We start from the raw sequence: 22,560 nt of genomic DNA, 5'->3' as shown, positions 1-22,560 counted from the left end.
CTGCGGACCGGGTACGCGGAGCGACTGGAGCGACTGTTCTGCGCGTACTGGCCCGCGTCCGCCCACATGAGCCGACCGGTGAGGACGTCCGCCGGGGAAGGAGAGCGGCCCGGTAGGACTGCTTCCCGATGCGACAGTCAAGCGACCGTGCCCGGGTCCGTCTTCAAAGCTTGCCTGACCTGCACACCACGGACCGGTACTGTCCCGCGGATGACTTCGATACATTCCGACGTCCTGTCCCGCGCCCTTGACGCCCCGACGGAGCCGCCCTTGAGGCCGCTTCCACCCGAAGTGGCGGAACTGCTGTGCTCCCTTGAGGCTCCACCCCGTCTGGCGGCCCACCTGCGCGCGGTCCACGACGTCGCGGTCGAACTGGCCGACTGGGTGGGAGACCGGTACCCGGATCTGGGCGTGGACCGCGACGCCGTTCTCTTCGGTGCGGCGACCCATGACGTGGGCAAGACCGTGCACCCCGAGGAGCTCTCCGGACCGGGATCAGCACACGAGGCAGCCGGCCGGGACCTGCTCCTGGAGCACGGCTTCACGACCGCCCTGGCGAGGTTCGCCGCCACCCATGCGAGCTGGGACAGCCCAGACGTGACGATCGAGGAGCTCCTCGTCAGCACGGCCGACAAGGTCTGGAAGGACAAACGCGTCCCCGCCTTGGAGGACAGGCTCGTACAGGCGCTGGCCGCAGCCACGGGGCGCGAGCCCTGGGCGGAGTTCCTCGCCCTCGACGACCTCCTCACCCGTCTCGGAGCGGACGCCGCCCATCGGCTGGCCTTCCAGGCAGCCTTCCCCGTCAACCATTGACCCCTTCAGCCTGTCTCCTCTCCCCCTGTCCCCCGGCGGCCGCTGGGATCCGGCCTCAGGCCAGCGGCACAGGAAGGTGGCTACGTTGCCAGGGCCGCGCCCCGGTGTAGTGATGGCCGGCCGATTCGCCAGGCGCTAGAGGTAACTCCGGGGCGCAGTGAAACGCTGGCCTGCCTGCGGGGGCATCGCCCCGAGCCGGGGCTCGTCCGTCGTCGGCTTCACCGCGGGCTTCGGCTCCACGGCCCTGCCGCCCACCGTCGCGTTCAAGGAACGCTCCACTCGATGAGCGAGGCCTTCCCGCTTCCGGCTTCCGCAGGTGCGGGCTTCACCCGGGGTGGCGCCTGGGGCGGGCGCCGGGTTCCGTGTCCGGGCGAGGCCGGTCACAGGCGTGGCCCGGGCCGGCTCGAGCGGTACCGGGCGCCACCCGCGCCCGTGGGAGTCCGGCCGGTTGGTGCCCGAGACCTGTGCGAGTGGCGTGCACGGTAGAGCCGGAACCAGGGCGCAAGGCCCCTTTGCCATGCGGTAGACACCTCATGCGTGACCGTGGACTTGGGTCAGGGGGTGTGTGGCCTGGTGGTGTCGGCGTGGATGAGCTCCGCCGTCAGCCACAGGCGTTCGGCCTGGGTCTCGGGGCTGTGAACGCCGCGTTGGCCCTGGTAGCGTCCCGCGGCGGCGCGCAGCGCGGGCAGCAGCGGTTCCATGGCCGGTGCGCTCTCGATGCCGGGGGCGTTGGTGGCCAGGTAGTGCTGTGCGTGGGTGGTGACGGCCTTTTCCGCGCGGGAGAGTTCCTCCTCGAGGGGCCCGTGTGCGGGGAAGTCCTGTGCTGTGGTGAGGTGGCGGACCAGCGTGTGGTGGGCGTGGTGAAGGTCGGGGCCCGGCCAGCGCGGTGCGGACATCCAGGCCTGGTCGGCCGCGCTGGGGGTGCGGCGGTGAGCGGTGCGTTTCTGGTGTTTCCTGCGGCGGGAGAAGGCTTCCCATTCGGCGATGTAGGCGTCGCGGCTGCGCTGAAGGGCGGCGAGGGCGGCCGTCATCGCCTGCGGGTCTCGCCGGGTGTCCCCGTAGTGGCTCAGGTAGGTGTGGGTGAGGTGGAAGCCGAACGGACAGTAGAGGACGACCGCGCTGCCCAGCGCTGATCCGCGGCGCTCCACCGGCAGCCCTGGATCCCGGACACGACGGGCATATACATGGAAACTCACCCCATCATCCTGCCTGATGCACACACCCCTTGAACCACTGCGATTGAAGTACTACAGTTGCAGCACTACACGGTGAACCGCTGACAAGGAGTCCCGGTATGCGCGCTTCCCACCACAACCCGCAGCGCGGCACCTCCTTCGCGCACCTCAACCGCAAGACCTTCCAGCCGCCCAAGCCTCGTTCGCTCCCCCGCCCGCGCCCGCTGCCCAAGCCCGGCAGCCAGCGGTGAGACTCAGCGAGAACCCCGCACCGATCCCGGCCGCAGCCCCCAGGCGGCCGGGATCTCGCCTTCCCGCCCCGCACACTGGTGCCCCCGCGCTGGATACGCTGCCGCCAGGCCCGCGACACCGAGGAAAGCCGATGCCCACCGAAGCCAGCGAAGTCCGCGACGCCGCCCAGAAGATCCGCCAGGGAGACCGCCGCGTCGACATCTCCCTGCGCGCCGAACTCGCCGAGCTCCTCGACGAACTCGCCGACGGCGACGACCACGGCGAGATCGACCCATGGGCGCTCGCTCTCGCACGCAAGATCAACGGGCCCGCGCGGTAACCGCAGACACCGCCCGCCAGGCCCTCTGCCCGCCCCGGCCGCTCCGGCACCCGTCACCCGTCACCCACGCGTGCCGTGGCTCGTGCTGTGACCGCAAAGGTCCACCGGGTCTGATCGTGTGATGGCAGGATCGGCTCATGGATCTTTCCGAGGGCCTGGCTGAATGGACTGATTGGGACGCTGCCGCCTTCGCGGTGGGCCTCTCGTTGGGGATCTTCGAGGAGTCTGTGACGATCACGCAGGTCAAATCGGTGTTCTGGACAGACAACCCGTTGGGCAACGCCCTCCACGAGGTGCTTCTTCAACTGGTCCAGGCGGGAGTGCTGGAGCGGCGTGAGGAACCGGACGAGCAGTTCCTGTGGCCGAGGCGATGACGTCAGGCCGCCGCTGGTAGAGGTCTGTCGATGCGGGCAGCGGCGCGTGGTTCAGCGAGCCGCTGCTGACAGCGCCGTGCGGGATTCGCCGATCGCGTGCCAGAAGCCCGCGCGCAGCTGTACCCGGCAGTCCTCGCTGATGTCGCTCTCGTCCGGGGCGCACAGGCGGGCGGGATCTCGCCTTCCCGCCCCGCACACCGGTGCTCCCGCGCTGGATACGCTGCCGCCAGGCCCGCGACACCGAGGAAAGCCGATGCCCACCGAAGCCAGCGAAGTCCGCGACGCCGCCCAGAGGATCCGCCAGGGAGACCGCCGTGTCGACATCTCCCTGCGCGCCGAACTCGCCGAGCTCCTCGACGAACTCGCCGACGGCGACGATCACGGCGAGATCGACCCGTGGGTGCTCGCTCTCGCACGCAAGATCAACGGGCCCGCGCGGTAACCGCAGACACCGCCCGCCGGGCCCTCTGTCCGCCCCGGCCGCTCCAGTACCTGTCACCCGCGCGTGCCCTGGCCGGCGCCGTCACACAGAACAGCAGAGCGGCCATCACGGCGCCGCCGGGCGTGGGTTACAGCGGTCTGGCGGTACTCCAGGCGGTGTCAGCGCCGTTCGACGCTGTAGCCGCTGTCGTGCAGGGCGGCCGTCCAGCGGGCACGGTCGAGCCACTGGGTCACGTCTGGGGAGACAGCCTCGATGTGCTTCATCCGGGCGTCCCAGTCGTGCCCGTGAGACCCGCGGTTGCCCTCGCATCCCGCACAGCCGTCCTCGCCGTGCAGGTGGCCGGCCATCCAGGCGCTGGCCGCCACGAACGTGATCACCCCCAGCAAGTCCCCTCCGCTCTGCGCGAGCTGGTTCGGGACGCTGGCGATGATCATGGCGAACTCGGGGTTGTCGACCGGCGGCATCGGTGCCTGTCCGGGCCCGGCCGTGACCCCGATGTCCTCGCGCTCCTCGCCCTGGCGGGCCAGGAGGGCGGCAAAGTCGGGAGCGTCAAAGTACCTCCAGGCGGCGCTCTGCTGGATACCGAGCCGGTCTGCAGCCTGGATGATGCTGGCCTCGATGGCATCGGCGACGGCCCCGGACTCTATCGACGCCCCCAGGCGGACAAGCTCGTCCAGCGTCCGAGCCAGGGCATCCTTGAACTCGTCGGAGTTTTGCACCACTTCAGCCTAGGCAGGAGAGACCTCCCGGCGCTCGCAGACGGGGAAAACGGGCTGAATCAGCCTGCCGGCACACCCGGCCCTGCACCCGGCGGCGGGACTCTGCTGCGACCGTCAGCGCGAGCAGTGAGCCAGGCGGGATTCTTCGACGGCAAGCCAGAAACCCGCGCGCAGCTGTACCCGGCAGTCCTCGCTGATGTCGTGGGCGGTGGAGGCATCGAAGCGGGCCGCGTAGCGAAGGAGTTCACCGTCGAGGGCGGGCGGGATACGGGGCTGGTCCTGGCCGAGGAGGCCGATCAGGTCGGCGGCGTCGGTGTCGGGCAGGCGTGAGGTCCAGCGCTGGGCGAAGGTCCGGCCCAGCTCGCGGGGGTCGCCACTGGCGGTGAGGTCGTCGTTCCGGTCGGTGCGGGCCTGGCTGGCGTTGGTGAGGGATTCCAGGAGGGGGATCTGTCCGCCCCAGGAGGCGGCGGGCGGCCGGGGCGGGGGTGTGGTGTGGGCCAGGTCGGCCGGGCTGGGTGCGCGCGTCAGGACCGGGGCTGGGGCAGAAACTGTGGGCTGGGGCAGGGTGCTGGCGGGCGGGGCGGGCCCGCGCTGGACCGGGGGGTCGGGTATAGCCATGGTGGGGGCGGCGGTGATGGTCTGGGTGAGCCAGGCCCGGTCCAGCAGGAGGCGTTCGTCGGCCTCGGCGATCAGGTCTTCGGACTGGTTGTAGTCGCCGTCGGCGGCCTGCACCGCCCACAAGTGCAGGGCGACGCCGTGCTCTTTGGCGGTCATCACGCCGGGAAGGAGATCACCGTCGCCGGTGATCAGGACGATGTCGGCCGCCGCCTGGTGGCGGGCCAGTTCGACAAGCTGAGCCTGGATCGCGGCGTCCACGCCTTTTTGCTGCGCACGGCCGCCGGAGCGGGTGAGCAAGCCCAGGCGGACCGTGACCCGGGGCATGACCCGCAGGCGCCGGTGGGCGGGCTGGGGAACACGATCCGGTGCGGCGTCGAACCAGTACGTCCGCAGCAGCGGCAGCCCGGTGACGGCCTGGGCGCGCTCGCCGATCCGCTGGATCAGACCCGGGTAGTCGATGGCCAGACGGGCGCGCGCGGGATCCCCGGTGAGCAGCGTCGCCGCGGCTCCCAGCAGGTAGCCGACGTCCACCAGGACGATGCAGCGGTCCACGCTCCCCCTCCTCCATCGTGCGGTGTCTGAGCGTCAGTTCATCACACGGGGCCGGGGCGGGCGGGAGGTTCGGGTCAGCGCGCGCATGTGCGGGATGCACCCGGCCGTGCCTGGTTCGCGGATCAGCTGTGGTGGCGGCGAGGCCGGACCCTCTGTACTGCGGGTTGCTCTGCGCCAGCTGGCCCGGCCGGCCGAGCACCAGGATCCGGCCGGAGAGGGGTGGGGTACAGTCCTCCCACTCGATCGTCGGTGCATGGTGCATCCGGTCGGATCGGTGTTCTCTGGGGTGGGAAAAGTGCAGGTGGAAGCCATGGAGCCGAAGGCTCCCGGCGATGAGGCGGATGAGGTCGCGGGCAGGCGGGAGCGTGCGGGCGACCGGCCGCCCGCAGGACGGCGCAAGCGGGTGCTGACCCTGGCGTTCGCGGCGCTGGTCGTAGCTGCGGGCGCCACCAAGATCGTGCTGTCGGTGGCGGGGACAGCGCCGGCCGGGTCGGACACGTCCTACCCGCACTACACCGTCAGCGCGCCGGACAAACTGGGCAACTACGGGCGCCTGGACAAGGACGACCCGAAGACGGCGAAGGCCGGGCCCGGCGCGTCGTTCGTCTACGACTTCGGGCTGCCCCGGATGGCCATGACCAACGTCCTGGTCACCGGGAACGTCGGGGACTACCACGACCGTGACGTCCCCGCGTTCCTCGACGACTACCTCCGCACGACCGGCACCACACTCACTGACGCGGACCGGTCCGCGCGACCCTCGGACACGTGGACGGGCGATCCCGGACCCCACGGCGGCGTCATGCACTGCCAGGAGTTCCAGCGCGGCGAAGAGCCTGCGGTGCACCTGTGCGCCTGGGGCGACAAGGGCGCGTTCCTCAGCGTGGTCTCCCCCGACCTGGGACGCGGCCAGGCCGGTGCCGAGGACCTGACCCGCAAGGCCATCGCCGGGATCCTGCACGCGTGACCGGCGCCGCCCCGGCTGACCACCCCTGCGACGGAGTGGTCAGCCGGGGCGGTGGATGCTGTCACCGGGCTTGCGGAGCTGCTCGAGAGCCCACGGCAGCCGATCGGCCAGCACGGCCCATTCAAGGACGGCTCCGGTCGAGGCAACCACCCGCACGATGGCTGCCTGGGGGTTCACCGACCAGATTTCCCGGCCCTTGGGGCGCCTTGGGCCTGCTGGATCGACTTCTGTGACCTGGACGACGATCCCGCCCAGCGTGATACGCCCGGGCGACAGCGCTGCGGTGCTGTGCATCCAATGACCCGACACCCGAGGGTGGCTGCCGGACACGACGCGGAGACCGCACTCGACCTTGCCTTCCCTGGCCAGCCGCTCACCCCGCCTCTTCACGATGCGGTCCCCGGCCAGCCCTCCCAGCACCCCGCCCAGCAGATCCCCCGACAGCCCCAGCATCTCTCCCCCTCATCGAACCACCGGACACTGCCAACTCCACGGTGCGGCGGTGGCTCTTACCAGACCACACCCTCGGCCACCTCGTTCTACGCTGCGATGATCTCACCCTCGCCCGGTCTTCTCAGTGGCGTCTACCGCTTCCAGACGGGTCAGCAGGTCCTCGAGGGCCTGCTTCTGCGCGGGGCGCGTGACCGGTCGCGGCCTGTCCCGGTCCCGGTCCCGCCGGACGGGACGCAAAGGGAGGTCGGTGATCCATGTCGCGGCACGGCCCGCGTCCGGCCGGCGCCTCGCGGTTCCGCGTGGGGTAGACCGGAGCCCGGTGTGCCCGTCGGTCCTGAGCCTGCGGGGAGGGCGCCGGGGGCACATGCTGTCTCGGCTGGGAGTCGACAGGAGCGCTTACGTGGTCAAGAACATCAGGGTTTCCGTCCCGGGGTATCTGCTGGTGGCCGCCGAGATACGGCGACGGATCACGTCTGGGGAGTTCGCGGCCGGCGCAAAGCTCCCTACGCAGGAGGGTCTCGCCCGGGAGTTTCGTGTCTCTGTCTCGGTCGTTCGCCGGGCGCTGGATGTGCTGAGGCAGGAGGGCCGCGTACGGTCCGAACCGGGCAGCAGGTCGACCTATGTGGCCGAGGAGGGGCCGCAGGCGCTGCGTGCTGAGCTCGCGCAGGCCCGTGACCGTCTGCAGGCGGCAGAGGCGCAGCTGGTCCGGCTTCGTAGCGTCCTCGCTCAGTCCTCGTCGGGGCGGCGGCGTCCCGGGCGAAGCCGGGCTGTGCTGGCTGCCCGGTGGGCGTGGTCGCGGCTGGGTCAGCGGCGCGTGATGGAGGGCAGTCTCCCGGCCCGCAGCTGGGTCGGTGGCGCGTTGAGGACGCTGCGCGCGCGTGGCATGGCGTGACAGGAGTGCGGATGCTGTTCACGGGCCGGTTCGTGTCCTGCCTTCCTGCGGGCACGACCGGGTCAGTCCGGCTCAGGCGCCGTGAACGGCTGCGGCGGGCGCGGTGGTGACGCAAGGCGGACGGCAAGAGGGTGTGAGCGGTCCCCGTCGGGGCCCTGGATGCGCCGGGCCCTCCACAGGCGCAGCCGGTCGGGCGGGTGGCTCAGCGCCGAGCGCAGGCTGTTCCTCAGGCGCGGGAGGCCTGAAAGGGGCCGGGCAGGCTGGGAGAGTGCGCAGCGTTGCCAGAAGGCGATGGCCGCGTCCCGGCCGCACTGGCGCACCGCTCGGTCGTCACAGGCGAGTTCGCTTTTCCAGGACCAGGCGACGTGCAGGAGCCGCAGCGCGGTGATGCTCAACAAGGCGGCCAGTGGGGTGAGCCAGGCCGTGCTCAGGATCGCGAGCAGGATCAACAAAGCCTGCAGGGCGGTGATGCGCTGGTTGTCGCGGCGCTGGATGTGGCCGAGTTCGTGCTCGAGGATGACGGGCAGGTGTTCGCTGTCTTCGGGGCCGAGCCAGTTGGTGCCCACCCACAGATGGGCGCGGCGTCCCTGCCTGAGCGACGCGGCTTCGTGGGGGAGTCCGTAGCCGATGGGGTCGGGGAAGGCGATCGTCAGGCGCTGGACCCGGTGGCGGCGCACCGCTGTGTGCAGGTAGTGCTCGGTCTCGCGCATGCGGTGCAGCAGCTGGCCGTACGGCGGGCTGGGGTTGAGGGGTGCGAGGGTGCTCAGGTGCAGGTTCCAGGTCTGCTGCTGAGCGTGGAAGCCGATGGTGATGTCCCGGCCGATGTCGTAGCGCGCGTGCAGGGCCCAGGCGCAGCCGGCGATCACCGCCAGGGGCACGACCTCCCGGCCCAGGGGGGCGCCTTCGCTCCAGCGCTTGGCGAGGACGGCCACCATCACCCAGGTGACAACGAGGTGACTCCAGTAACGGCCCTGCAGGAATTTGCCTATCCGCCTCATCGCCCCGCCTGTGTGCGAAGGGGATGCGGGGGCGGGCTGGTGGGCGTGTCGCGCGGCGGCGGGACAGCGGTGCAGGGCTGGTCGGGGCAGTCGACCCATCCGTCGGGGGTGCGGACCGAGACGTGGGCTGCGTAGGGGATGAGGGTGTCGGCCAGGCGTCCGCCGCACACCACGCAGCGTGCCCGGGCCGGGGTGCCTGCGTGCCGTGGCCGGGCGGGTTGCGGGGCCGGCCGCGGTCGTGGGGCTGCGGGTGGGGGCTTGGTGCAGCTGTGCCCGAGGCGGGCTGCGAGCTGGTGGGCGCGGCGGTTGGCCTCGTCGGCCTGACGGCGGGCGTCCGCCGCCTTGTTCTGGATGCTGTGCTGTGCGGTGGCGAGCTGGTCCGTGAGGTCCTGGGGAAGGACCAGGCCGCGGGCGTCGAGCGTGAGGCGGGCCAGGGGGACGCTTTCCTGGTGGAGTTCGTCGCCCGGGCAGGGCGGGAGGTGGAGGGCGTAGTGGGTGAGGTCCTCGTTCTCCCACCAGCGGCCGGTGCGCAGGTGGGGGCGGCCCCACAGGACGCGGACATGGCGTGCGGCCAGGTCGAGGATGCACACCGTGCTCTGCTCGGGGAGCAGGACGTGGGGGATGTCCGTGCCCGGTTGCATGAACCAGATGTCGTGGATGGACGCGGTGGTGTAGTCCCGGTGGCGTTGCTGCCAGAGCTGGTCGGTGAGCAGGCTGGTCTGGGCTTCCAGGGCGAGGCGGGATCCGTCGGCGAGCCGGACATGGACGTCGGCGCGGCGCGCGCGGCCGGGGATCCACTGCTCCTGGCGGACGTCGGCGACGGCGGGGAGCGAACGCGCCCAGCGCTCGAGCAGGTACTTGGCCTCCAGGTGCCACAGCGTTTCGGGGTGATGGCCGCCGGGCGGGGCCATGTGCGGCGGGTGCGCGAAGTGGTGGCGGCGGCGGCCGCCGCTGCGGCCGCGCGGGATCAGCGGCACGCGGGAGCCTTCCGCTGCGCCGTCCAGGCCGAGGTAGCACGCCGCGCACACCAGGCTTTCGCGGTGGCGGTAGCCCAGTTCGCGTAGTTGGCCGATCGGCCGGTCCTTGATGTGGACGGGCCGGCCGGTGTCCAGGTCGAGCCCGACTACCAGGAGATCGTCCGCTGCCATGCACTGCCCCTGTCGCTTGGGATCGGGTCGGTGCTGGCAGCTTTCGGGGCGCGGGCGCAGGCGAACGAGGTTGGGGGAGAACGTCCCGCCGGGCGGTCTGTTGGCGCCGACTGATGTGCGTGGCGGTCCGCCTGACGAAACGGCCTGGGCCGGATCGGCCGCTGCGCGCGGGTGCGCTCTGCGCTGCCGGGCGTCAGGCCGCCGGGGGCTGCTGGCCCAGCGTGCCGAGAGCGTGGTCGAGGTTGCGGGGGCGGGGGCAGGTAGTTTCTCTGCGGTGCCGCGGGCCGCTGCCCCGGTGACGCGGGTGAGGGGTGGTTAGGTGCGGCTGATGCCCTGGGGTCCCTGCTGCTGATGTGCGGTGGCCTGGGCCTGGCCGTGGTCGTGAGTGGGCTTGTGCTCAGGGCCGGGATCGGGGTAGTCGGCCGCCCGCTGCGCTTGTTGTCGCTGCACTCGTGCGAGCAGGGAGGCGAGTTCGGCCAGGTCTGCCTCGGTGAGCTCGCCGAGGGCCGTGGAGGAGTCCTCTCCTGTACCCGGTGCGCGCGCGTCCAGGACCTCCTGCTGGAGCTGCCTGATCATGCGCTCGCGACGCTGTGCCATCCCGGCGAAGATCGAGTCCGCTGGGGACGTGCCGTTGGCGGCCGGGATGCGCCAATGGATCTCGGGTGCGGGGGTGTTCGGTTGGGCGGGCGGCATCGTCCCTGGGGCGCTGACGACGAAGCGGGGCCCGGGTAAGGCTCCGAGCAGGGATTCGTCGGGGCCGGTGTGGCTGGCCATGATGAGGCTGCCGGCCGCCTCGGCCCGTTGGAGGAGCGCTTCGCAGGTGTCGGGGTCGTGCAGGAGGTCGGCGTGCACGACCAGGACGCCGCCGGTGTTGCGTTCGGGGTGCCGCACCGCTTCGGCGGCGGGCAGGGGCGTGAAGGAGAGGTCTGGCTGCTCCCTGGCCACGATGGCGCCGGCTTGGGGCAGCAGGTGGCGGAAGTCAATCACCGTGAGCGTGGTGCCCGTGCGGGCGGCCAGACGCGCGCCGGCGGCGACGGCGATCTCTCTTCCGGGGGCTCCGACGTCGTAGGCGACGAGGCCTCCCCCGGCGGCCACGAGCGAGTCGACGAGCTGCGCCGCTTCGGGGTGGTCGATCGCATCGTTCATGTCCGCCTCTGCCTGTGCGCGTGCGCAGGGGTCCATTTGACGGGACGGCCCCGCTGGTGGTGTGCCGGCCCGGACAGCCAGGTTCCTGGGGGTCCTTGCTGGCTGGGCTGAGGGCGGCTGGGGTCTTTCGGCTGCGTTGTGGGGCGGTCCTCAGGCCGCGGGGGTGTGCGGTGTGCCGCAGTGCGGGCAGCGGCAGGGGTCGGCTCCGCACGGGATGGCAAGGGCCCGGCACCGCGTGCAGTCGCATCGCTTGGGCGGGCCGGGGCCCGGCTGGTAGTCGGTGGTCAACAAGGTGGCGGAGGGCCAAGCGCCGGGCTGGTGGCCGTAGGGCGGCGAGAAGCGCTGCCACAGGGCCACGACCTGGACGGGCTTGTACAGGCGCATTTGCAGGCGCAGGAAGGCCGGCAGGTCGCCTTCGGCGCGCATGGCGGCGATGTCCTCGTCCTCGAAGTCGGCCAGGAGGATCCGCTCGAGGGCCGGGGTGATCGGGCTGGCCGGCTCGGGGGCGGTGGGGTCGTGGTGGGTCACGGTGCACCTCGTCCGGCTTGGTGTCGCTTGCGGGGGCTCCGGGGCGGCGGCCGAAATCGCCGCCCCGGGCTTCCCCGGTCCGTCCCTGAACAGGAGGTTCGTCCACTGTGGCGCTCGGGGGCGGAGACAGGGGGCGCTGCGGGGCCTGGTGGCTCAGGGCCTGGTACGGCGATCTGGCGGGCTGTCCCGCAGGGCGGAACGGGGGCTGCTGAGAGGGCTTGGCCGGGGGTTCGGGCGTGGGTGGGCTCGCCGAGCGGTGGCGGTGCGCGCGCCGGTCGGTGGGCGGCGCTGTGGGCGGGGACGCGTGCACGGCTTGTCCGGGACGGGTGGTTTTCATGCCGAATGGGCGCGTGACGGTCCATCACTCGTGGCGGTGGCGGCATCCGCTCGCGCGAGGGGGCCGCCGCGTTGGCGGCGTCTGCTGTTCCTCTAGAATCACGGTCTTGAGCTGGGGTTATCCAGTGGGGGGCGAGACTTGTGTGTTCATCTGCGGCGTGTTGTTTGACCGGGCTGGCGTGACTGGAGTTAAGTGACGCGCAGCTTCAGGCGACGGAGGGTCACTCACCGTGGGTCTGTCTGCTGATTCGTTGCCGTGCCTGCCGGGGTGCAGTCGGCTGGCCGTGATCAAGGGTGTTGTGATGCTGGACTTGGCTGATCTGATGCGACCGCGGTCCCAGCGGTGGGTCGCGGCGCGGGCCGGGGTGGGCACGCAGACCCTGAGCAACTTGCATCGCATCGGGCTGATGCCCGCGGCCGATGAGATGCGGGCGGTGGACGCGGTGCTGGCGCTGTGCGCGCGCAGTCTGGGCGCGAACAGGTCCACCAATCGCAAAGCGAAGGCCGGCGCGCGTACCCAGGAGGCGCTGGCACGTGATCACCAGGCGATGTCCCTGGCGCGGGAGTTGCTGGAGGACGGGCCGGTGGAGATGCGCACCACGCTGGTGGTGGACGGCAGCCGGGTAGAGGTTCAGCACGCGCTGGAGGCCGTGGCGGACTGGCTGCATCAGGAGGGGGACGACGCCGAGCCGCTGGTGTTGCTGCCGCTGGGGCGCTGGGCTGGGGCGATGCTGAAGGTCGTGGCGCGGGAGGGAGGGGCGCGTGTTGAGGATCTTCCCGCTCTGGCGTGCTGACGGCGCCGGTTCTCCGTTCTCCTGCCGGCCGGGCCGTGACGGCCTGCGCGGACGGCGGGGGGCACGGGCCGGTGGAGAGTAGGGCGGCGGAGGTGGCGCAGTGGTGTGCGCGCCAGCAGTGGCCGGTCTTCCCGTTGCAGGCCGGGCACAAGACGCCCCGCCCGGGCTGTGAGCGGTGCCGTCACAGCAGCGCCGGGTATGTGGCGCACGCTGCGGCGGGGTGTCCGTGCCTGGAGCAGGGCCGCTGGTGTCACGGCTTCTACGCGGCCACCACCGACGCGGCGCGGATCTCGCGGTGGTGGAGTGAGCGGCCGGTACCGGGCGTGGGCGTGTCCACAGGGGCGGCGGGACTGGTGGTCGTGGACGTGGACTGTCATGTGGAGGGGCCGGTCGAGGTGGGCCGGTTGCTGCCCGCGTTCGATGTCAGCGAGGCTGACGCCCGGGCGGTGCGTACGGGGTGGGACACCTGGCTGCTGCTGGCGCGCCTGGCCGGGGGCCCGGAAGCGGCCGCCGCGGTACGGACGCTGACGGTGCGCACGCCGTCGGGCGGGCGGCACTTGTGGTTCACCGCGCCGCGCGGGACGCGCTGGGCGAGTTCGGCGGGCGGCGACCACGGCGGGCGGGCGCTGGGGTGGCAGCTGGACGTGCGGGCCGAGGGCGGCTACATCGTGGCTCCGGGCACACGGACGGCGGCGGGGGTCTACCAGGTGGTGGGGGACGTGCGTGCTCCGGCCCGGCTGCCGGGCTGGCTGGCCGGAGCGCTGGAGCGCACGGGGCATCTGCTGACGGCGGCTCCCGCGCGGGCGCGGCCCGCGGCGGTGCCGAACCTGGCCCGGCAGGCCAGCGGGCCGGCGTCGCGGTCGGCGTGGGCCCGCGCGGTGGCCGCGACGGCGCTGGCCGAGGTGGCCGCGTGTGAGCGGCTGCCGGAGGGCAGCGGCTGGAGCAGCAAGCTGAACAGGGCCGCCTACACCATGGGCGGCCTGGTCGCGGCGGGGCTGGTGTCGAGTGACGCCGAGGCCCGCCGTGCTCTCGTGGACGCGGCCCTCGCGGCCCGTCCGCAGCGCGAACGAGAGGCGCACAGGATCATCCAGTCCGGGCTGGTCGCCGGACAGCGCCGCCCCCTGAACCCGACGAAAGACCGCTGAGCCATGAGCTATACGAGCAGCGCGAGCTCGGCCGTGCCGACGAGCCGGTCCCCGGAGTCCGGGTCCTACGACGCGGCGCGCGCGGCCCAGCAGGTGACGGCGGATCCGGTGGTGGACACCGCTCCTGCGCCGCCGCTGCTGCTGCCGCAGGAGCTGAACGACTTCGCCATGGCGCTTTTGTTCCAGCAGATCTATGGGGAGTACTACCGGTATGTCCACGGCATGGGCTGGTACCGGTGGGCGGAGTACCGGTGGGTGTCCGACTCCGACACCACCTCGATTCGCTACTCGGCGATGCAGCTGGCCCGGAGCATGCCGGTCAAGGACCCGCGCCCGGATGAGAACGTGCGGCACGCGGACCGTGAGCTGACGCGGTTCCGCAAGCGGTCGCTGAGCGCGCCGGGAGCGGCGGCACTGATGAAGATGTGCGAGACGCTGCCCGAACTGACCATGTACCCCGACGAATTTGACTCTGATCCGCACGCGCTGTGCACGCCGGGCGGGGTGGTGAACCTGCGCACGGGCGGGATGGTGCCTCCCTCGACCTCGCAGCTGCACAGCCGTGCCACGGCGGTGACGCCGCGGGTGATGCCCACGCCGCAGTGGGACGCGTTCCTGAGCGACACCTTCGGTGACGACGCCTCCGGTAAGGAGATGCGCACCTATCTGCAGGCCCTGTGCGGGTACTCGATCTCCGGAGGGCAGGGGGCGCAGGTGCTGGCCTTCTTGTACGGGGAGGGGCAGAACGGCAAGAGTGTCCTGGTGGACGTGCTGCTGAAGCTGCTGGGCGAGTACGCCGATTCCGCGCCGCCCAACTTCCTGATGGCCTCGCCGTACGCGGATCACCCCACCGAGCTGGCGGACCTGCAGGGACGGCGGCTGGTGGTGTGCTCGGAGATCAACCAGGGGTCCCGGTTCGACGAGGCGAAGTTCAAGCTGCTGACCGGCGGGGACCGGATCAAGGCCCGCCGGATGTACGAGAACTACTACAGCTTCCAGCCCACGCACAAGCTGTGGCTGGTCGGCAACCACCGGCCGGTGGTGCAGGCGGGCGGGTTCGGCTTCTGGCGGCGGATGAGGATCATCGAGTTCGACCGGATCGTGCCCAGCGAGCGCGTCGTGGACGACCTGGGAGCGCGCCTGGTGGCCAGCGAAGGCCCGGGCATCCTGCAGTGGCTGGTGGACGGGGCCGTGAACTACTTCAACGGCGAGGACCTGCGCCTGGACGGGCCCGCCCGCGTCAGGCTGGCCACCCAGGACTACCAGGAGTCAGAAGACTCGGTGGGCCGCTTCCTCAAGGAATGCTGCGTCATGGGCGCCGAGTACCGGGTCCTGCAGAAGGACCTGGGCGAGGCCTACCGGGAGTGGTGCCGCGGGGAGGACATGCCTCCCGCCCAGGCCCGGGAGTTCTCCCGCACCGTCCGCCAGAAACTCAACCTGCGCACCGGACAGGAACTGCCCAAGACCAACGGCAAGCGCTACTTCCCCGGCCTCGGCCTGCTCGCCGAGGCCCAGGACCCCACCCAGCAAAGGACGGGAGCATGAGGCAGCAGCTCGCCCAGACACCGGCCCGGGGGCTGACACAGGGGCCGAAGCAGGGACTGAACCAACCGCCCGCCCCGCCAGGCAAAAACCGCAGGTCAGCACATCCACAACCCCGTCAGCAGGGGCTGAAAGGGGCTGAGTTTGAGGAATCTCCTCACATTCTGTCCCCGCGCTTTTCGGCTCAACAATCTCAGATGTCAGCCCCTTTCAGCCCCTGCGAGTTGTCTCATGTCGTCTGAGAACCTTCCTGACCTGCTGGTTTCCTTCCCTGCCGGGCAGGGCGGACGAGGGGCTGACGCCTTTGTGCCGTCGGCCCCTGTCCCGGGCCCGCGCCCCGCGCCCACCTACGGAGATGGAGCGACCCCGATGCCGGACGCCTCGACGACGAGCCTCTCCCAGGAGGTCAGCATCGTCTGGGTCGAGGGCGAGCAGGTCACGTGGGAGCGCTATGAGTACGTGCGCTGGATGTGGGAGAAGACCCGTACCAAGGCGGGCAAGCCCAGCGGCGCGATGCGCGCCGGGCGCATCGTCGGCTATGCCGAGCTGGACGACACCGCGGAGCCCACCGAGCCCTCCCGCCGCTATAGGCGCCGCGTGTTCTACGTGAAGTCCAACGACCGCAGCGAGCCGGGCGGGCAGTACCAGGACGCCACCCCCCACGAAGCGGTGGACCCCCGCACCGTCCGCGCGGGAACGCACGGGCGGCTGACCGACCGGGCCCGCGGGCGCCGCCCCGCCCGTCCCGAGGACACCGGCGGCGGCCCGGCCGGCCCGCCGCCACCGGACGGCATGCTGTTCTGAGCAGACTTTCGGCGGAACCCAGCCCCTTTGAGCCCCTCCCCCGGTCACAGGTTCGGGCACTTGCCCAGATCTCAGCCCCTTCAGCCCCTCACCCCGCCCCGTGAGGCCTGTGACCTGCGGTTTTACCGGGCCAGGATCAGGGGCTGAAGGAGGGTCCGGGCGCAGGAAAGGGGGCCTGAGGGCCCGCCGGCTCAGTCTCGGGAAGGCCGCGGGCCGCCCGGCGGCGCAGGGGCGGTCAGGAGCTGCCGCCAGGAGGCGACGTGGGGCCTGCGGCGCAGCAGCGCCCGGCGTTCGCGCTCGGTCATGCCGCCCCACACGCCCCATTCGAGCCCGTGGTCGAGGGCTTCCGCGAGGCACTCGATGCGCACCGCACAGCCCCTGCACACCGCCGTGGCCCGCTTCTGGCCCGTGGTGTCCCCGAACAGCTCTTCCGGGTCCATCCCCCGGCAGGCCGCGTCCTCGTGCCAGTAGGCCCTGGTCTTGCTCACGCCGTTCCTCCCCCGTCGCCGCTCAGCGACGCCACCGAGCCTAGGACGCAGGCCACGTCCGCTGCGGTGCGGGGCAGTACCGCAGCGAGGAATCTGCTGCGCCGCCTGCCGGGTGCGGTCAGGCCCGGCGCCGCCACGGCTTCCACCACGGCCGACGCGCCGGCGCGGGCGTCTCGTGCTCGAAGACGGGCGGGAACTGTCGTACCAGTGGCAGCTTCTGCCGGGCCTCGGCCGCGGCACGTTCTTGCGCTTCTTCCTGCTCGCGCCGTTGGCGCTGCTCTTGCTCGCGCCGTTGCTGCGCCTGTTGTTCCTCGGCGGCCCGCGCGGCGCTCGCCCGGCGTTTGTCCTGCTCGGCTGCGCGCCTGCGCAGCGTCCGGGCCTTGTGTTCGGCGTCTCGCCGGGCCTGCAGGAGCGCCGCGCGCTCTAGGGCGGCCTTCTCGCCGGCTTCGAACCTTTCTCGATCCCTGTGGTGTACGCGCCCGGCGGGCGTGAGCAGTTGCCCGGCGGCCAGGTCCACCACGCACTGCTCCAGCGGATCGGCGGCGAGATGGCAGGCGGGAAAGGCCCTGCCGGGCGGCAGGGTGTAGGCGGCGTCCTCCTCCAGGCGCGCGCGTGTGTGCCGGGAGCGGATCCGGGTCGTGGCGGTGCCGATCATCTGCGTGCTCGGGTCCAGCCACAGTGGGGTCACGCCGTGGCGCAGCATGGTCTGGTGCAGGCCGCTGAGCTGGATGGCCGCCACCCAGGCGGACTCGTGCAGCGCGAGCTCCTCGCGCCGTAGTTGACGGGGGGTGGCGGGCCGCCACTGCGGGCCGTGATGGGCCAGCAGCCAGATGTCGGCCACCTTGGCCCTGGCGTAGAAGTCGTGGCGGGCCTTCCACGCGGTGCCGGTCAGCTCCGAGTACTGGGCCTCGAAGGCCACCCTGGCCCCGTCGGGTGAGACGGCGAGCACGTCGGGGCGCCGCCAGTCGTCCTGGCAGAGCACGCGGGTGTCGTCCAGGTGCAGTGTCCAGCCCGCGAGTTGCGGACAGGTGGCCGCCCAGCGGTGCAGCACGTCCTTGGCGTTCAGGTGCCACAACGTCTCCGGGCCCGTGCCGTGGTCGTGGTCGGCGGTCCCGGGGCGGTGGGCGAAGTGATGGCGCCGCGCTCCCCCGGCGACGACCCGGCCAAAGGGTGCACCGCAGCCGGGCATCGGGCACAGCAGCATGCCCCGTGCGATGAGGGAGCGCCAGGTCACCCCCGCTTCCGTCTCGCCGTTGCCCTCGCCTGCGGGCAGGTAGCGCAGTGTGCCGGTGGTCTTGTCGAGCGCCAGGACCTGTGCGGTGTCCTGGGTGAAGGCCCGTGCCCGCGGCGGGCCACCGGGGGCGGGCCCGGGGCTGGTCGGTGTGTCCATGGGCGTGGCCCCCTTTCCCGCTCTCGCGTGTGGCGCCGGGTCATCGCCCGCGCGGTGCGGTGGCAGCGCGGCATCTGCGCACCGGCCGCACCGCCGTCTGTGCGCGGGCGGGCCCGGTCACGGGTGTTGGGGTGTCTGGCGCGGGCGGCGTCGGCGGGCTCCGGCCCATACCGCGACGCCCCCGGCCGCCACCAGCACGCCGACCGCGCCGAGGAGCCAGATGCTGGCGGGCGCCCCGGTGTGGGCGAGCTGCGCGGACGGCGCCGGCGGCATCTGGCGGGGGGCGGGCGGCGGCGGTGTGGCGGGCGGCGGCGGGCTGGCGGGGAGCGGGGAGTCGGCGAAGGTGAGGATGCTGCGGGCGCCGGGCGCGGCGGTGAAACGTCGGGCCGGGGCGTCGGCCCGGTAGCCCTCCGGCGCGCTCGTCTCGCTCGCCCAGTACACCGAGCCGCTCCGGCGCCTCACGTCGAGGCGGAGCCGGGCGGTGCCGTCCTTGCCGGTGGTCAGCCGGGCGACCTGCCGGCCCGGGGTGTGCGTCCCGCGGGCGTCGACGGTGTCGGCGCTGATCGTGATGACCGCCCCCGCCAGCGCCTTGCCCGTCGCCTTGTCGGTCTTCTTCACCAGCAGGTCGCCCGACTTGAACGGGTCGATGACGGTGACCGGGTGGGCGGCTGCCGGCTGGCCCTCGGTGATGGTGAGGTCCTGGTCGGGCACCCGCTCGTGCAGGGGGCTGCCGGTGTCGGTCTCGCGCAGCCGGTAGGTGCCCGGTGCGAGGCCGTCGAAGACCAGGACGCCCGCGCTGTTGGTGCGGCCCTCGGCGGCGATGCGGCCAAAGCGGTCGATCAGCTGGAAGGCGGCACCGGCCAGCACCGCGCCGCCCGGGTCCTTCTTGTGGATGCTCACGCCGCCGGGGGCGGGGGTGACGGTGACGGCGGCCTGCGCGCTCGCGGTGGTGGTGTCCCCGGCCAGCAGCATCCGCTGGGCCCTGCTGTCGCGGGGGGTGAGGACCTTCAGCTGGGAGCCGGGCAGGTGGGTGGCCGTGGCCCGCACCGTGGCGGTGCCCTTGGTCTCGGGGGTGAACTCCCAGACGGCCTGGCCGTCCGCGCCGGTGGTGACCCTGCCCCGCTCCCCGCCGGCGCCCGCCTCGGCCAGCGAGACCTCGATACCGGGCACCTTGGCGCCCGAGAGCCGGGCGGTGAGCGCGACGGTGACCGCGACCTTCTTTCCCGCCGGGCTCTGGGTGACCCGCGGAGTGAGGGTCATCCGGTAAGGGCCCGCGTAGGCCTTGGCCTCGGCCAGGTACCCGAGCGCCCTGGCCCGCACCGACGCATCGACCTGGGGGTAGGCCAGCCGCTGTCTGCCCCGGGAGCCGTCGATGCCGTAACTGCCGCCGGCCAGCCACTCGTACACCACCGCATCCACCGCGCTGGCCTGCGCGGCATCGCGGGTCTGGCCGTACTTGCCCACCACGTAGGAGGCGTAGGCGAGATGGGCGTCGGGAACGGGCCGCCCGGTGACCGAGGACGTCCAGTGCTCCACCGCCGCCGGCCCCGTATAGCCGCCCGCCTCCTGGGGCCCGCGCGCCTGAGGATCCGCGCAGTACGTCTCCCACGCGCCGTACACGCTCATGCCCGGCGGCCCGTAGGCGCCGATGTGGGAGGCGCCGGGGTTGTTGTCACTGTCCGGGATCGCCCAGCCCGGGCCGAACCGGTCGTGAGCGTGTACGGCGTGGGAGGCGGCCTGCGCGGGCGGGGCGGCCAGCGTGCCCGCCGCCGCGGCGGCCAGGGCGATGGCGGCCAGGCGCAGCGGCGGGCGGACAAAGGATGCGTGCATGCGGGGGTGGACTCCCTTGGATCGCGGGGCGGTTACGGGGCCGACGACGCCGGCGCCCGCCCGGACCTGGTGGAGAAAGCAGGGTCCGGGCGGGCGCCGGGGCAGGACCGGCGCGGGGGCTACGGCAGCTCGGGGCGCTCCTGGTCCGGTCGGGCCGCCAGAGACGGCCGCGAGACACGGCACGGGCGCGCGGCCTGCCACTGCAGCTGGGCACAGGGCCGGGTCATGCACGGGCGGTGGGTCATCACGCAACTCCTCGAAGAAGACGACGAAGGACAGCAACTCATCGGTGGAACACGCAGATCTCAGCAGCAGCGCCCCTCCCCCACCAGGTGCGAACCGGGGCGAACTGCGCTCCTCCCGTGGCGTGGGAGACGAGTTGGCGGCCCGGTCGCGGGCGCGGGAGAACACCCGGCGCAACCGGGCACACCCGGTCCGCGCCGCGGACCGGGTGTGCCGCCCCCGAGGCGGGCGATCCGGCCGCGGCCATGGCCGCGCGTGCGGGCGCTTTTTGGCTCCGGGCGCCCCGGGCAGGGCACTACACGGTGGGAGAGGCGGAGAAGTTGGTGGAGCGGTAGCCGCGGCCGTCGTTGTTCCAGTCCAGCTGGATCGCGCCGTCGGCCAGGTAGCGGCCCGAGCCCGCCTTGTAGGTGAGCGTCCCCGTCCGCCAGGAGCCGTTGCCCCAGGTGTTGCCGTGCTCCAGGCGGTACTCCAGGCCGGTGTAGGCCGCCGCCCGCACGACCGGATCGGTCCCGGACACCGACTTCTTGATCTCCAGGCGGAAGCGGCCGCCGTCCAGGATGTCGCTCTGGTTGACGTAGGAGACGGGCCCGTCGAACGTCACCGTGGCGTAGGCGTAGATGTAGCCGCCCGAGCGCATCGCGCACAGCGACACGTCGAAGTCGTAGTTGTCCGGCCAGGGCCCGTTGTAGGCGGGGTTGTCGACGGAGGCGCTGCTGGTGGTGCACCGGTAGCCGGCGGCCGACGCCGTGGGCGCGGTGGCCAGGGTGGCGGCGGTCACAGCGGCGGCGGCCGCCAGGGACAGAGCGGTGCGCTTCAACGCGGGCATGTGGCTTCCCCAGGAAGGTAGGTGGTCCAGATGCCAGCGAGCCTTCAGCCGTCAGCGCCCCTGTGACCGGCAGGCCGCCGCCGCGTGCCAGGCCCCGGCACGGTGACCGCTGCTGCCCTACCGCCGGGCGGGACCAGGGTGTCCTGGCTCACACCAGGCGCGGCGCGGGCTGGGCCCGGCTGCAGGCGTACAGCAGCAGGGCGCAGCCCGCGGCGGCGGCCAGCGGGAGGGCGAGGTGGCCGCCCAGCGGCCCGGCCAGCGCGGTGCCGCCCGCCAGGCCGAGCCGGATGGCGCCGGACATCCAGCCGACCGCCTCGGTGGAGGTGCCCGGCGGGGCCAGCGCGGTGACCTTCAGGGACGCGACGGTGAGCAGAGGCACGAACACCGCGCCCGGCAGCAGCGCCAGGGCGAGGACCGCGACGGCGGGCAGCGGGGCGAGCAGCGGCAGCCAGCAGGCCGCGTACACGGCGCCGAGCAGGAGCAGCTGCCTTGGGCGCGGGGCGCTGGCGGGCTGCAGGCGGGCGAAGACGACGCCGCCGAGCAGACCGGCGGCGGAGAACGCCGCGGGCAGCGCGCCCGCCAGCCAGGAGGCGTCCTGGCTGGCGGCCAGCGCGATCCCCGCGACGTCGAGAGCGCCGATCGTGGCGCCGAGGAAGACCAGCGCGCCCAGCAGGGGCCGCATGGCGGGCGGGCGCAGCACGCCCAGCTGATCGCGGCGGCGCGGTGCGGCCCGCCAGGCACCGGCCGGCGGGCAGGTGGCAAAGCTCCACGCCCCGGCCACCGTGACGGCGGCGGCCAGGGCGAGCGCGGCGGCCGGGGAGAAGACGGTGGCCACCGCGATGGCCAGGGCGGGGCCGGTGACGTAGACGATCTCCTGGGCGCAGGCGTCCAGGGTGCAGGCGGTCCGTACGTGCGCGGCGTCCGGCAGGACCGCGGGCCACAGCGACCGCAGCCCGCCCTCCAGCGGCGGGCATCCGGCCCCGGCCAGCACGGCACACACCACCGCCAGCGGCAGGGCCGTGGTGCCCGCCACGGCCAGGGTGCCCAGCGCGACAGCGACCAGGCCCGCCCCCGCCGCGCAGGGCAGCGGCAGGCCCCGGCGGTCGGCCAGCCGCCCCAGCAGCGGCAGGCCGAGCGCCGGGGCGATGCCGTAGAGCGCGGCCAGCAGGCTGGCGCGCGCCAGGGAGTGGCCGTCCGCCTGGGCCGCCAGGACCAGCGCGAGGGGCACCATGCCCAGCGACAGGCGGCCGGTCACCGAGGCCATCAGCAGACGGGCGCAGTAGCGGTGGCGCAGCACGGCGCGGAAGTCCGGCGGGGTGCGCGGGGGTGCCAGGCTGCCGGCCGTGGCGGGCAGGGGCAGCAGCTGCGGTCCGTCAAGCGGCGTCAGGGTGGTGCGGGGGACGTCGCGGACTTGCGCGTGGGCCATCGCCTGCCTGCCTCTGGGTGGGGAGCGTCGTGTGCACAACGGGGGCGGCCGTCCGTGCGCCGCGGGCCGGGAAGCGGGCGGCGCACGGACGGCGCCGGCGGCGAGGGAGGAGTCAGGCCGCGTGGCCCGAAGCCCAGCAGGCCCCGCCAGCCGCGCTCAACGACCCGTCCGCTGACGCGGACAGCCGCGCCGCCTCCTCCCGGCCCCTGGCCCGGCGATCAGCGGGACCGTTCCGTCACGCGAGGTGGTCCCGCCCGGGCCCGGACCACCCCAGGTACACCACCGGCGGCCGGCCAGGAGGCCCGGACAGGCGGCGCGCGGCGGCCGCAACGCGGCATGC

The 22,560-nt window shown here is 72.8% G+C and carries 25 protein-coding genes; 12 read left to right on the top strand and 13 right to left on the bottom strand.

Annotated features, from left to right (window positions below; all coding sequences use genetic code 11):
- The first annotated feature begins 210 nt into the window (after positions 1-210).
- Both ABT160_RS30020 and ABT160_RS30015 read left to right on the top strand, forming a co-directional pair.
- Positions 211-813 (top strand): HD domain-containing protein, encoded by a 603-nt coding sequence (locus tag ABT160_RS30020; RefSeq protein WP_351651047.1) that lies wholly within the window; start codon positions 211-213, stop codon positions 811-813.
- 157 nt (positions 814-970) lie between these two features.
- Positions 971-1,099: a hypothetical protein gene (locus tag ABT160_RS30015; protein WP_351651046.1), complete on the top strand. Its 129-nt coding sequence runs from the start codon at positions 971-973 to the stop codon at positions 1,097-1,099.
- A gap of 268 nt (positions 1,100-1,367) precedes the next feature.
- Here the strand turns inward: ABT160_RS30015 and ABT160_RS30010 are convergent, their stop codons facing one another.
- Entirely contained in the window at positions 1,368-2,009 is a 642-nt protein-coding gene (locus tag ABT160_RS30010) for a hypothetical protein (RefSeq protein ID WP_351651045.1), read from the bottom strand.
- Between the two features lie 98 nt (positions 2,010-2,107).
- Here ABT160_RS30010 and ABT160_RS30005 point away from each other — a divergent pair, with 98 nt between their 5' ends.
- The 4 genes from ABT160_RS30005 (at position 2,108) to ABT160_RS29990 (ending at position 3,375) form a co-directional block, all read left to right on the top strand.
- On the top strand, positions 2,108-2,239 hold the full coding sequence (locus ABT160_RS30005) for a hypothetical protein (protein ID WP_351651044.1): 132 nt from the start codon (positions 2,108-2,110) through the stop codon (positions 2,237-2,239).
- A 131-nt stretch (positions 2,240-2,370) separates the two neighbouring features.
- A complete protein-coding gene (locus ABT160_RS30000) occupies positions 2,371-2,559 on the top strand; it encodes a hypothetical protein (RefSeq protein ID WP_351651043.1) in 189 nt (62 codons plus the stop codon).
- A 137-nt stretch (positions 2,560-2,696) separates the two neighbouring features.
- Complete coding sequence (locus ABT160_RS29995; protein WP_351651042.1) at positions 2,697-2,933, top strand: hypothetical protein; 237 nt, start codon at positions 2,697-2,699, stop codon at positions 2,931-2,933.
- Between the two features lie 253 nt (positions 2,934-3,186).
- A complete protein-coding gene (locus ABT160_RS29990) occupies positions 3,187-3,375 on the top strand; it encodes a hypothetical protein (RefSeq protein ID WP_351651041.1) in 189 nt (62 codons plus the stop codon).
- A 158-nt stretch (positions 3,376-3,533) separates the two neighbouring features.
- Here ABT160_RS29990 and ABT160_RS29985 read toward each other — a convergent pair whose 3' ends face one another.
- The gene (locus ABT160_RS29985; protein WP_351651040.1) at positions 3,534-4,094 is read right to left on the bottom strand and encodes a hypothetical protein; all 561 of its coding nucleotides are present in this window, start codon (positions 4,092-4,094) and stop codon (positions 3,534-3,536) included.
- A gap of 114 nt (positions 4,095-4,208) precedes the next feature.
- Positions 4,209-5,264, bottom strand: a complete 1,056-nt coding sequence (locus ABT160_RS29980; RefSeq protein WP_351651039.1) for an NYN domain-containing protein — start codon at positions 5,262-5,264, stop codon at positions 4,209-4,211.
- A gap of 310 nt (positions 5,265-5,574) precedes the next feature.
- Here ABT160_RS29980 and ABT160_RS29975 point away from each other — a divergent pair, with 310 nt between their 5' ends.
- Positions 5,575-6,231 (top strand): hypothetical protein, encoded by a 657-nt coding sequence (locus tag ABT160_RS29975; RefSeq protein WP_351651038.1) that lies wholly within the window; start codon positions 5,575-5,577, stop codon positions 6,229-6,231.
- A 39-nt stretch (positions 6,232-6,270) separates the two neighbouring features.
- On the opposite strand, the gene ABT160_RS29970 is transcribed toward ABT160_RS29975, so the two are convergent.
- Complete coding sequence (locus ABT160_RS29970; RefSeq protein ID WP_351651037.1) at positions 6,271-6,684, bottom strand: hypothetical protein; 414 nt, start codon at positions 6,682-6,684, stop codon at positions 6,271-6,273.
- Positions 6,685-7,084: 400 nt separating this feature from the next.
- Here ABT160_RS29970 and ABT160_RS29965 point away from each other — a divergent pair, with 400 nt between their 5' ends.
- The gene (locus ABT160_RS29965) at positions 7,085-7,576 is read left to right on the top strand and encodes a GntR family transcriptional regulator (protein ID WP_351651036.1); all 492 of its coding nucleotides are present in this window, start codon (positions 7,085-7,087) and stop codon (positions 7,574-7,576) included.
- Between the two features lie 62 nt (positions 7,577-7,638).
- Here the strand turns inward: ABT160_RS29965 and ABT160_RS29960 are convergent, their stop codons facing one another.
- The 4 genes from ABT160_RS29960 to ABT160_RS29945 all read right to left on the bottom strand — a co-directional run bounded on the left by ABT160_RS29960 (position 7,639) and on the right by ABT160_RS29945 (position 11,396).
- Positions 7,639-8,574, bottom strand: a complete 936-nt coding sequence (locus tag ABT160_RS29960; protein WP_351651035.1) for a hypothetical protein — start codon at positions 8,572-8,574, stop codon at positions 7,639-7,641.
- On the bottom strand, positions 8,571-9,722 hold the full coding sequence (locus tag ABT160_RS29955; RefSeq protein ID WP_351651034.1) for a competence protein CoiA family protein: 1,152 nt from the start codon (positions 9,720-9,722) through the stop codon (positions 8,571-8,573). The genes ABT160_RS29960 and ABT160_RS29955 overlap by 4 nt, the downstream gene beginning before the upstream one ends.
- Positions 9,723-10,037: 315 nt before the next feature.
- Positions 10,038-10,868, bottom strand: a complete 831-nt coding sequence (locus ABT160_RS29950) for a hypothetical protein (protein ID WP_351651033.1) — start codon at positions 10,866-10,868, stop codon at positions 10,038-10,040.
- A 150-nt stretch (positions 10,869-11,018) separates the two neighbouring features.
- Positions 11,019-11,396: a hypothetical protein gene (locus tag ABT160_RS29945; protein ID WP_351651032.1), complete on the bottom strand. Its 378-nt coding sequence runs from the start codon at positions 11,394-11,396 to the stop codon at positions 11,019-11,021.
- A 620-nt stretch (positions 11,397-12,016) separates the two neighbouring features.
- Here ABT160_RS29945 and ABT160_RS29940 point away from each other — a divergent pair.
- The 4 genes from ABT160_RS29940 (at position 12,017) to ABT160_RS29925 (ending at position 16,017) form a co-directional block, all read left to right on the top strand.
- The gene (locus ABT160_RS29940; RefSeq protein WP_351651031.1) at positions 12,017-12,526 is read left to right on the top strand and encodes a hypothetical protein; all 510 of its coding nucleotides are present in this window, start codon (positions 12,017-12,019) and stop codon (positions 12,524-12,526) included.
- Positions 12,520-13,671: a bifunctional DNA primase/polymerase gene (locus tag ABT160_RS29935; RefSeq protein WP_351651030.1), complete on the top strand. Its 1,152-nt coding sequence runs from the start codon at positions 12,520-12,522 to the stop codon at positions 13,669-13,671. The genes ABT160_RS29940 and ABT160_RS29935 overlap by 7 nt, the downstream gene beginning before the upstream one ends.
- 3 nt (positions 13,672-13,674) lie before the next feature.
- Positions 13,675-15,216: a DNA primase family protein gene (locus ABT160_RS29930; protein ID WP_351651029.1), complete on the top strand. Its 1,542-nt coding sequence runs from the start codon at positions 13,675-13,677 to the stop codon at positions 15,214-15,216.
- A 366-nt stretch (positions 15,217-15,582) separates the two neighbouring features.
- Positions 15,583-16,017, top strand: coding sequence for a DUF6009 family protein (locus ABT160_RS29925; protein ID WP_351651028.1), 435 nt, complete (start codon positions 15,583-15,585; stop codon positions 16,015-16,017).
- A gap of 191 nt (positions 16,018-16,208) precedes the next feature.
- Here the strand turns inward: ABT160_RS29925 and ABT160_RS29920 are convergent, their stop codons facing one another.
- From ABT160_RS29920 to ABT160_RS29900, 5 genes are all read right to left on the bottom strand, one after another.
- Entirely contained in the window at positions 16,209-16,505 is a 297-nt protein-coding gene (locus ABT160_RS29920) for a WhiB family transcriptional regulator (protein WP_351651027.1), read from the bottom strand.
- Positions 16,506-16,623: 118 nt separating this feature from the next.
- Positions 16,624-17,895, bottom strand: coding sequence for a DUF6035 family protein (locus tag ABT160_RS29915; RefSeq protein WP_351651026.1), 1,272 nt, complete (start codon positions 17,893-17,895; stop codon positions 16,624-16,626).
- 117 nt (positions 17,896-18,012) lie between these two features.
- A complete protein-coding gene (locus ABT160_RS29910; RefSeq protein WP_351651025.1) occupies positions 18,013-19,725 on the bottom strand; it encodes an MSCRAMM family protein in 1,713 nt (570 codons plus the stop codon).
- A 538-nt stretch (positions 19,726-20,263) separates the two neighbouring features.
- Entirely contained in the window at positions 20,264-20,794 is a 531-nt protein-coding gene (locus ABT160_RS29905) for a hypothetical protein (protein ID WP_351651024.1), read from the bottom strand.
- 148 nt (positions 20,795-20,942) lie between these two features.
- Complete coding sequence (locus ABT160_RS29900) at positions 20,943-22,220, bottom strand: MFS transporter (protein WP_351651023.1); 1,278 nt, start codon at positions 22,218-22,220, stop codon at positions 20,943-20,945.
- Positions 22,221-22,560 lie beyond the last annotated feature (340 nt).

Source organism: Streptomyces sp. NPDC001941, assembly GCF_040296945.1.
Lineage (GTDB): Bacteria > Actinomycetota > Actinomycetes > Streptomycetales > Streptomycetaceae > Streptomyces.
This window is presented reverse-complemented; position numbering and strand designations above follow the sequence as displayed.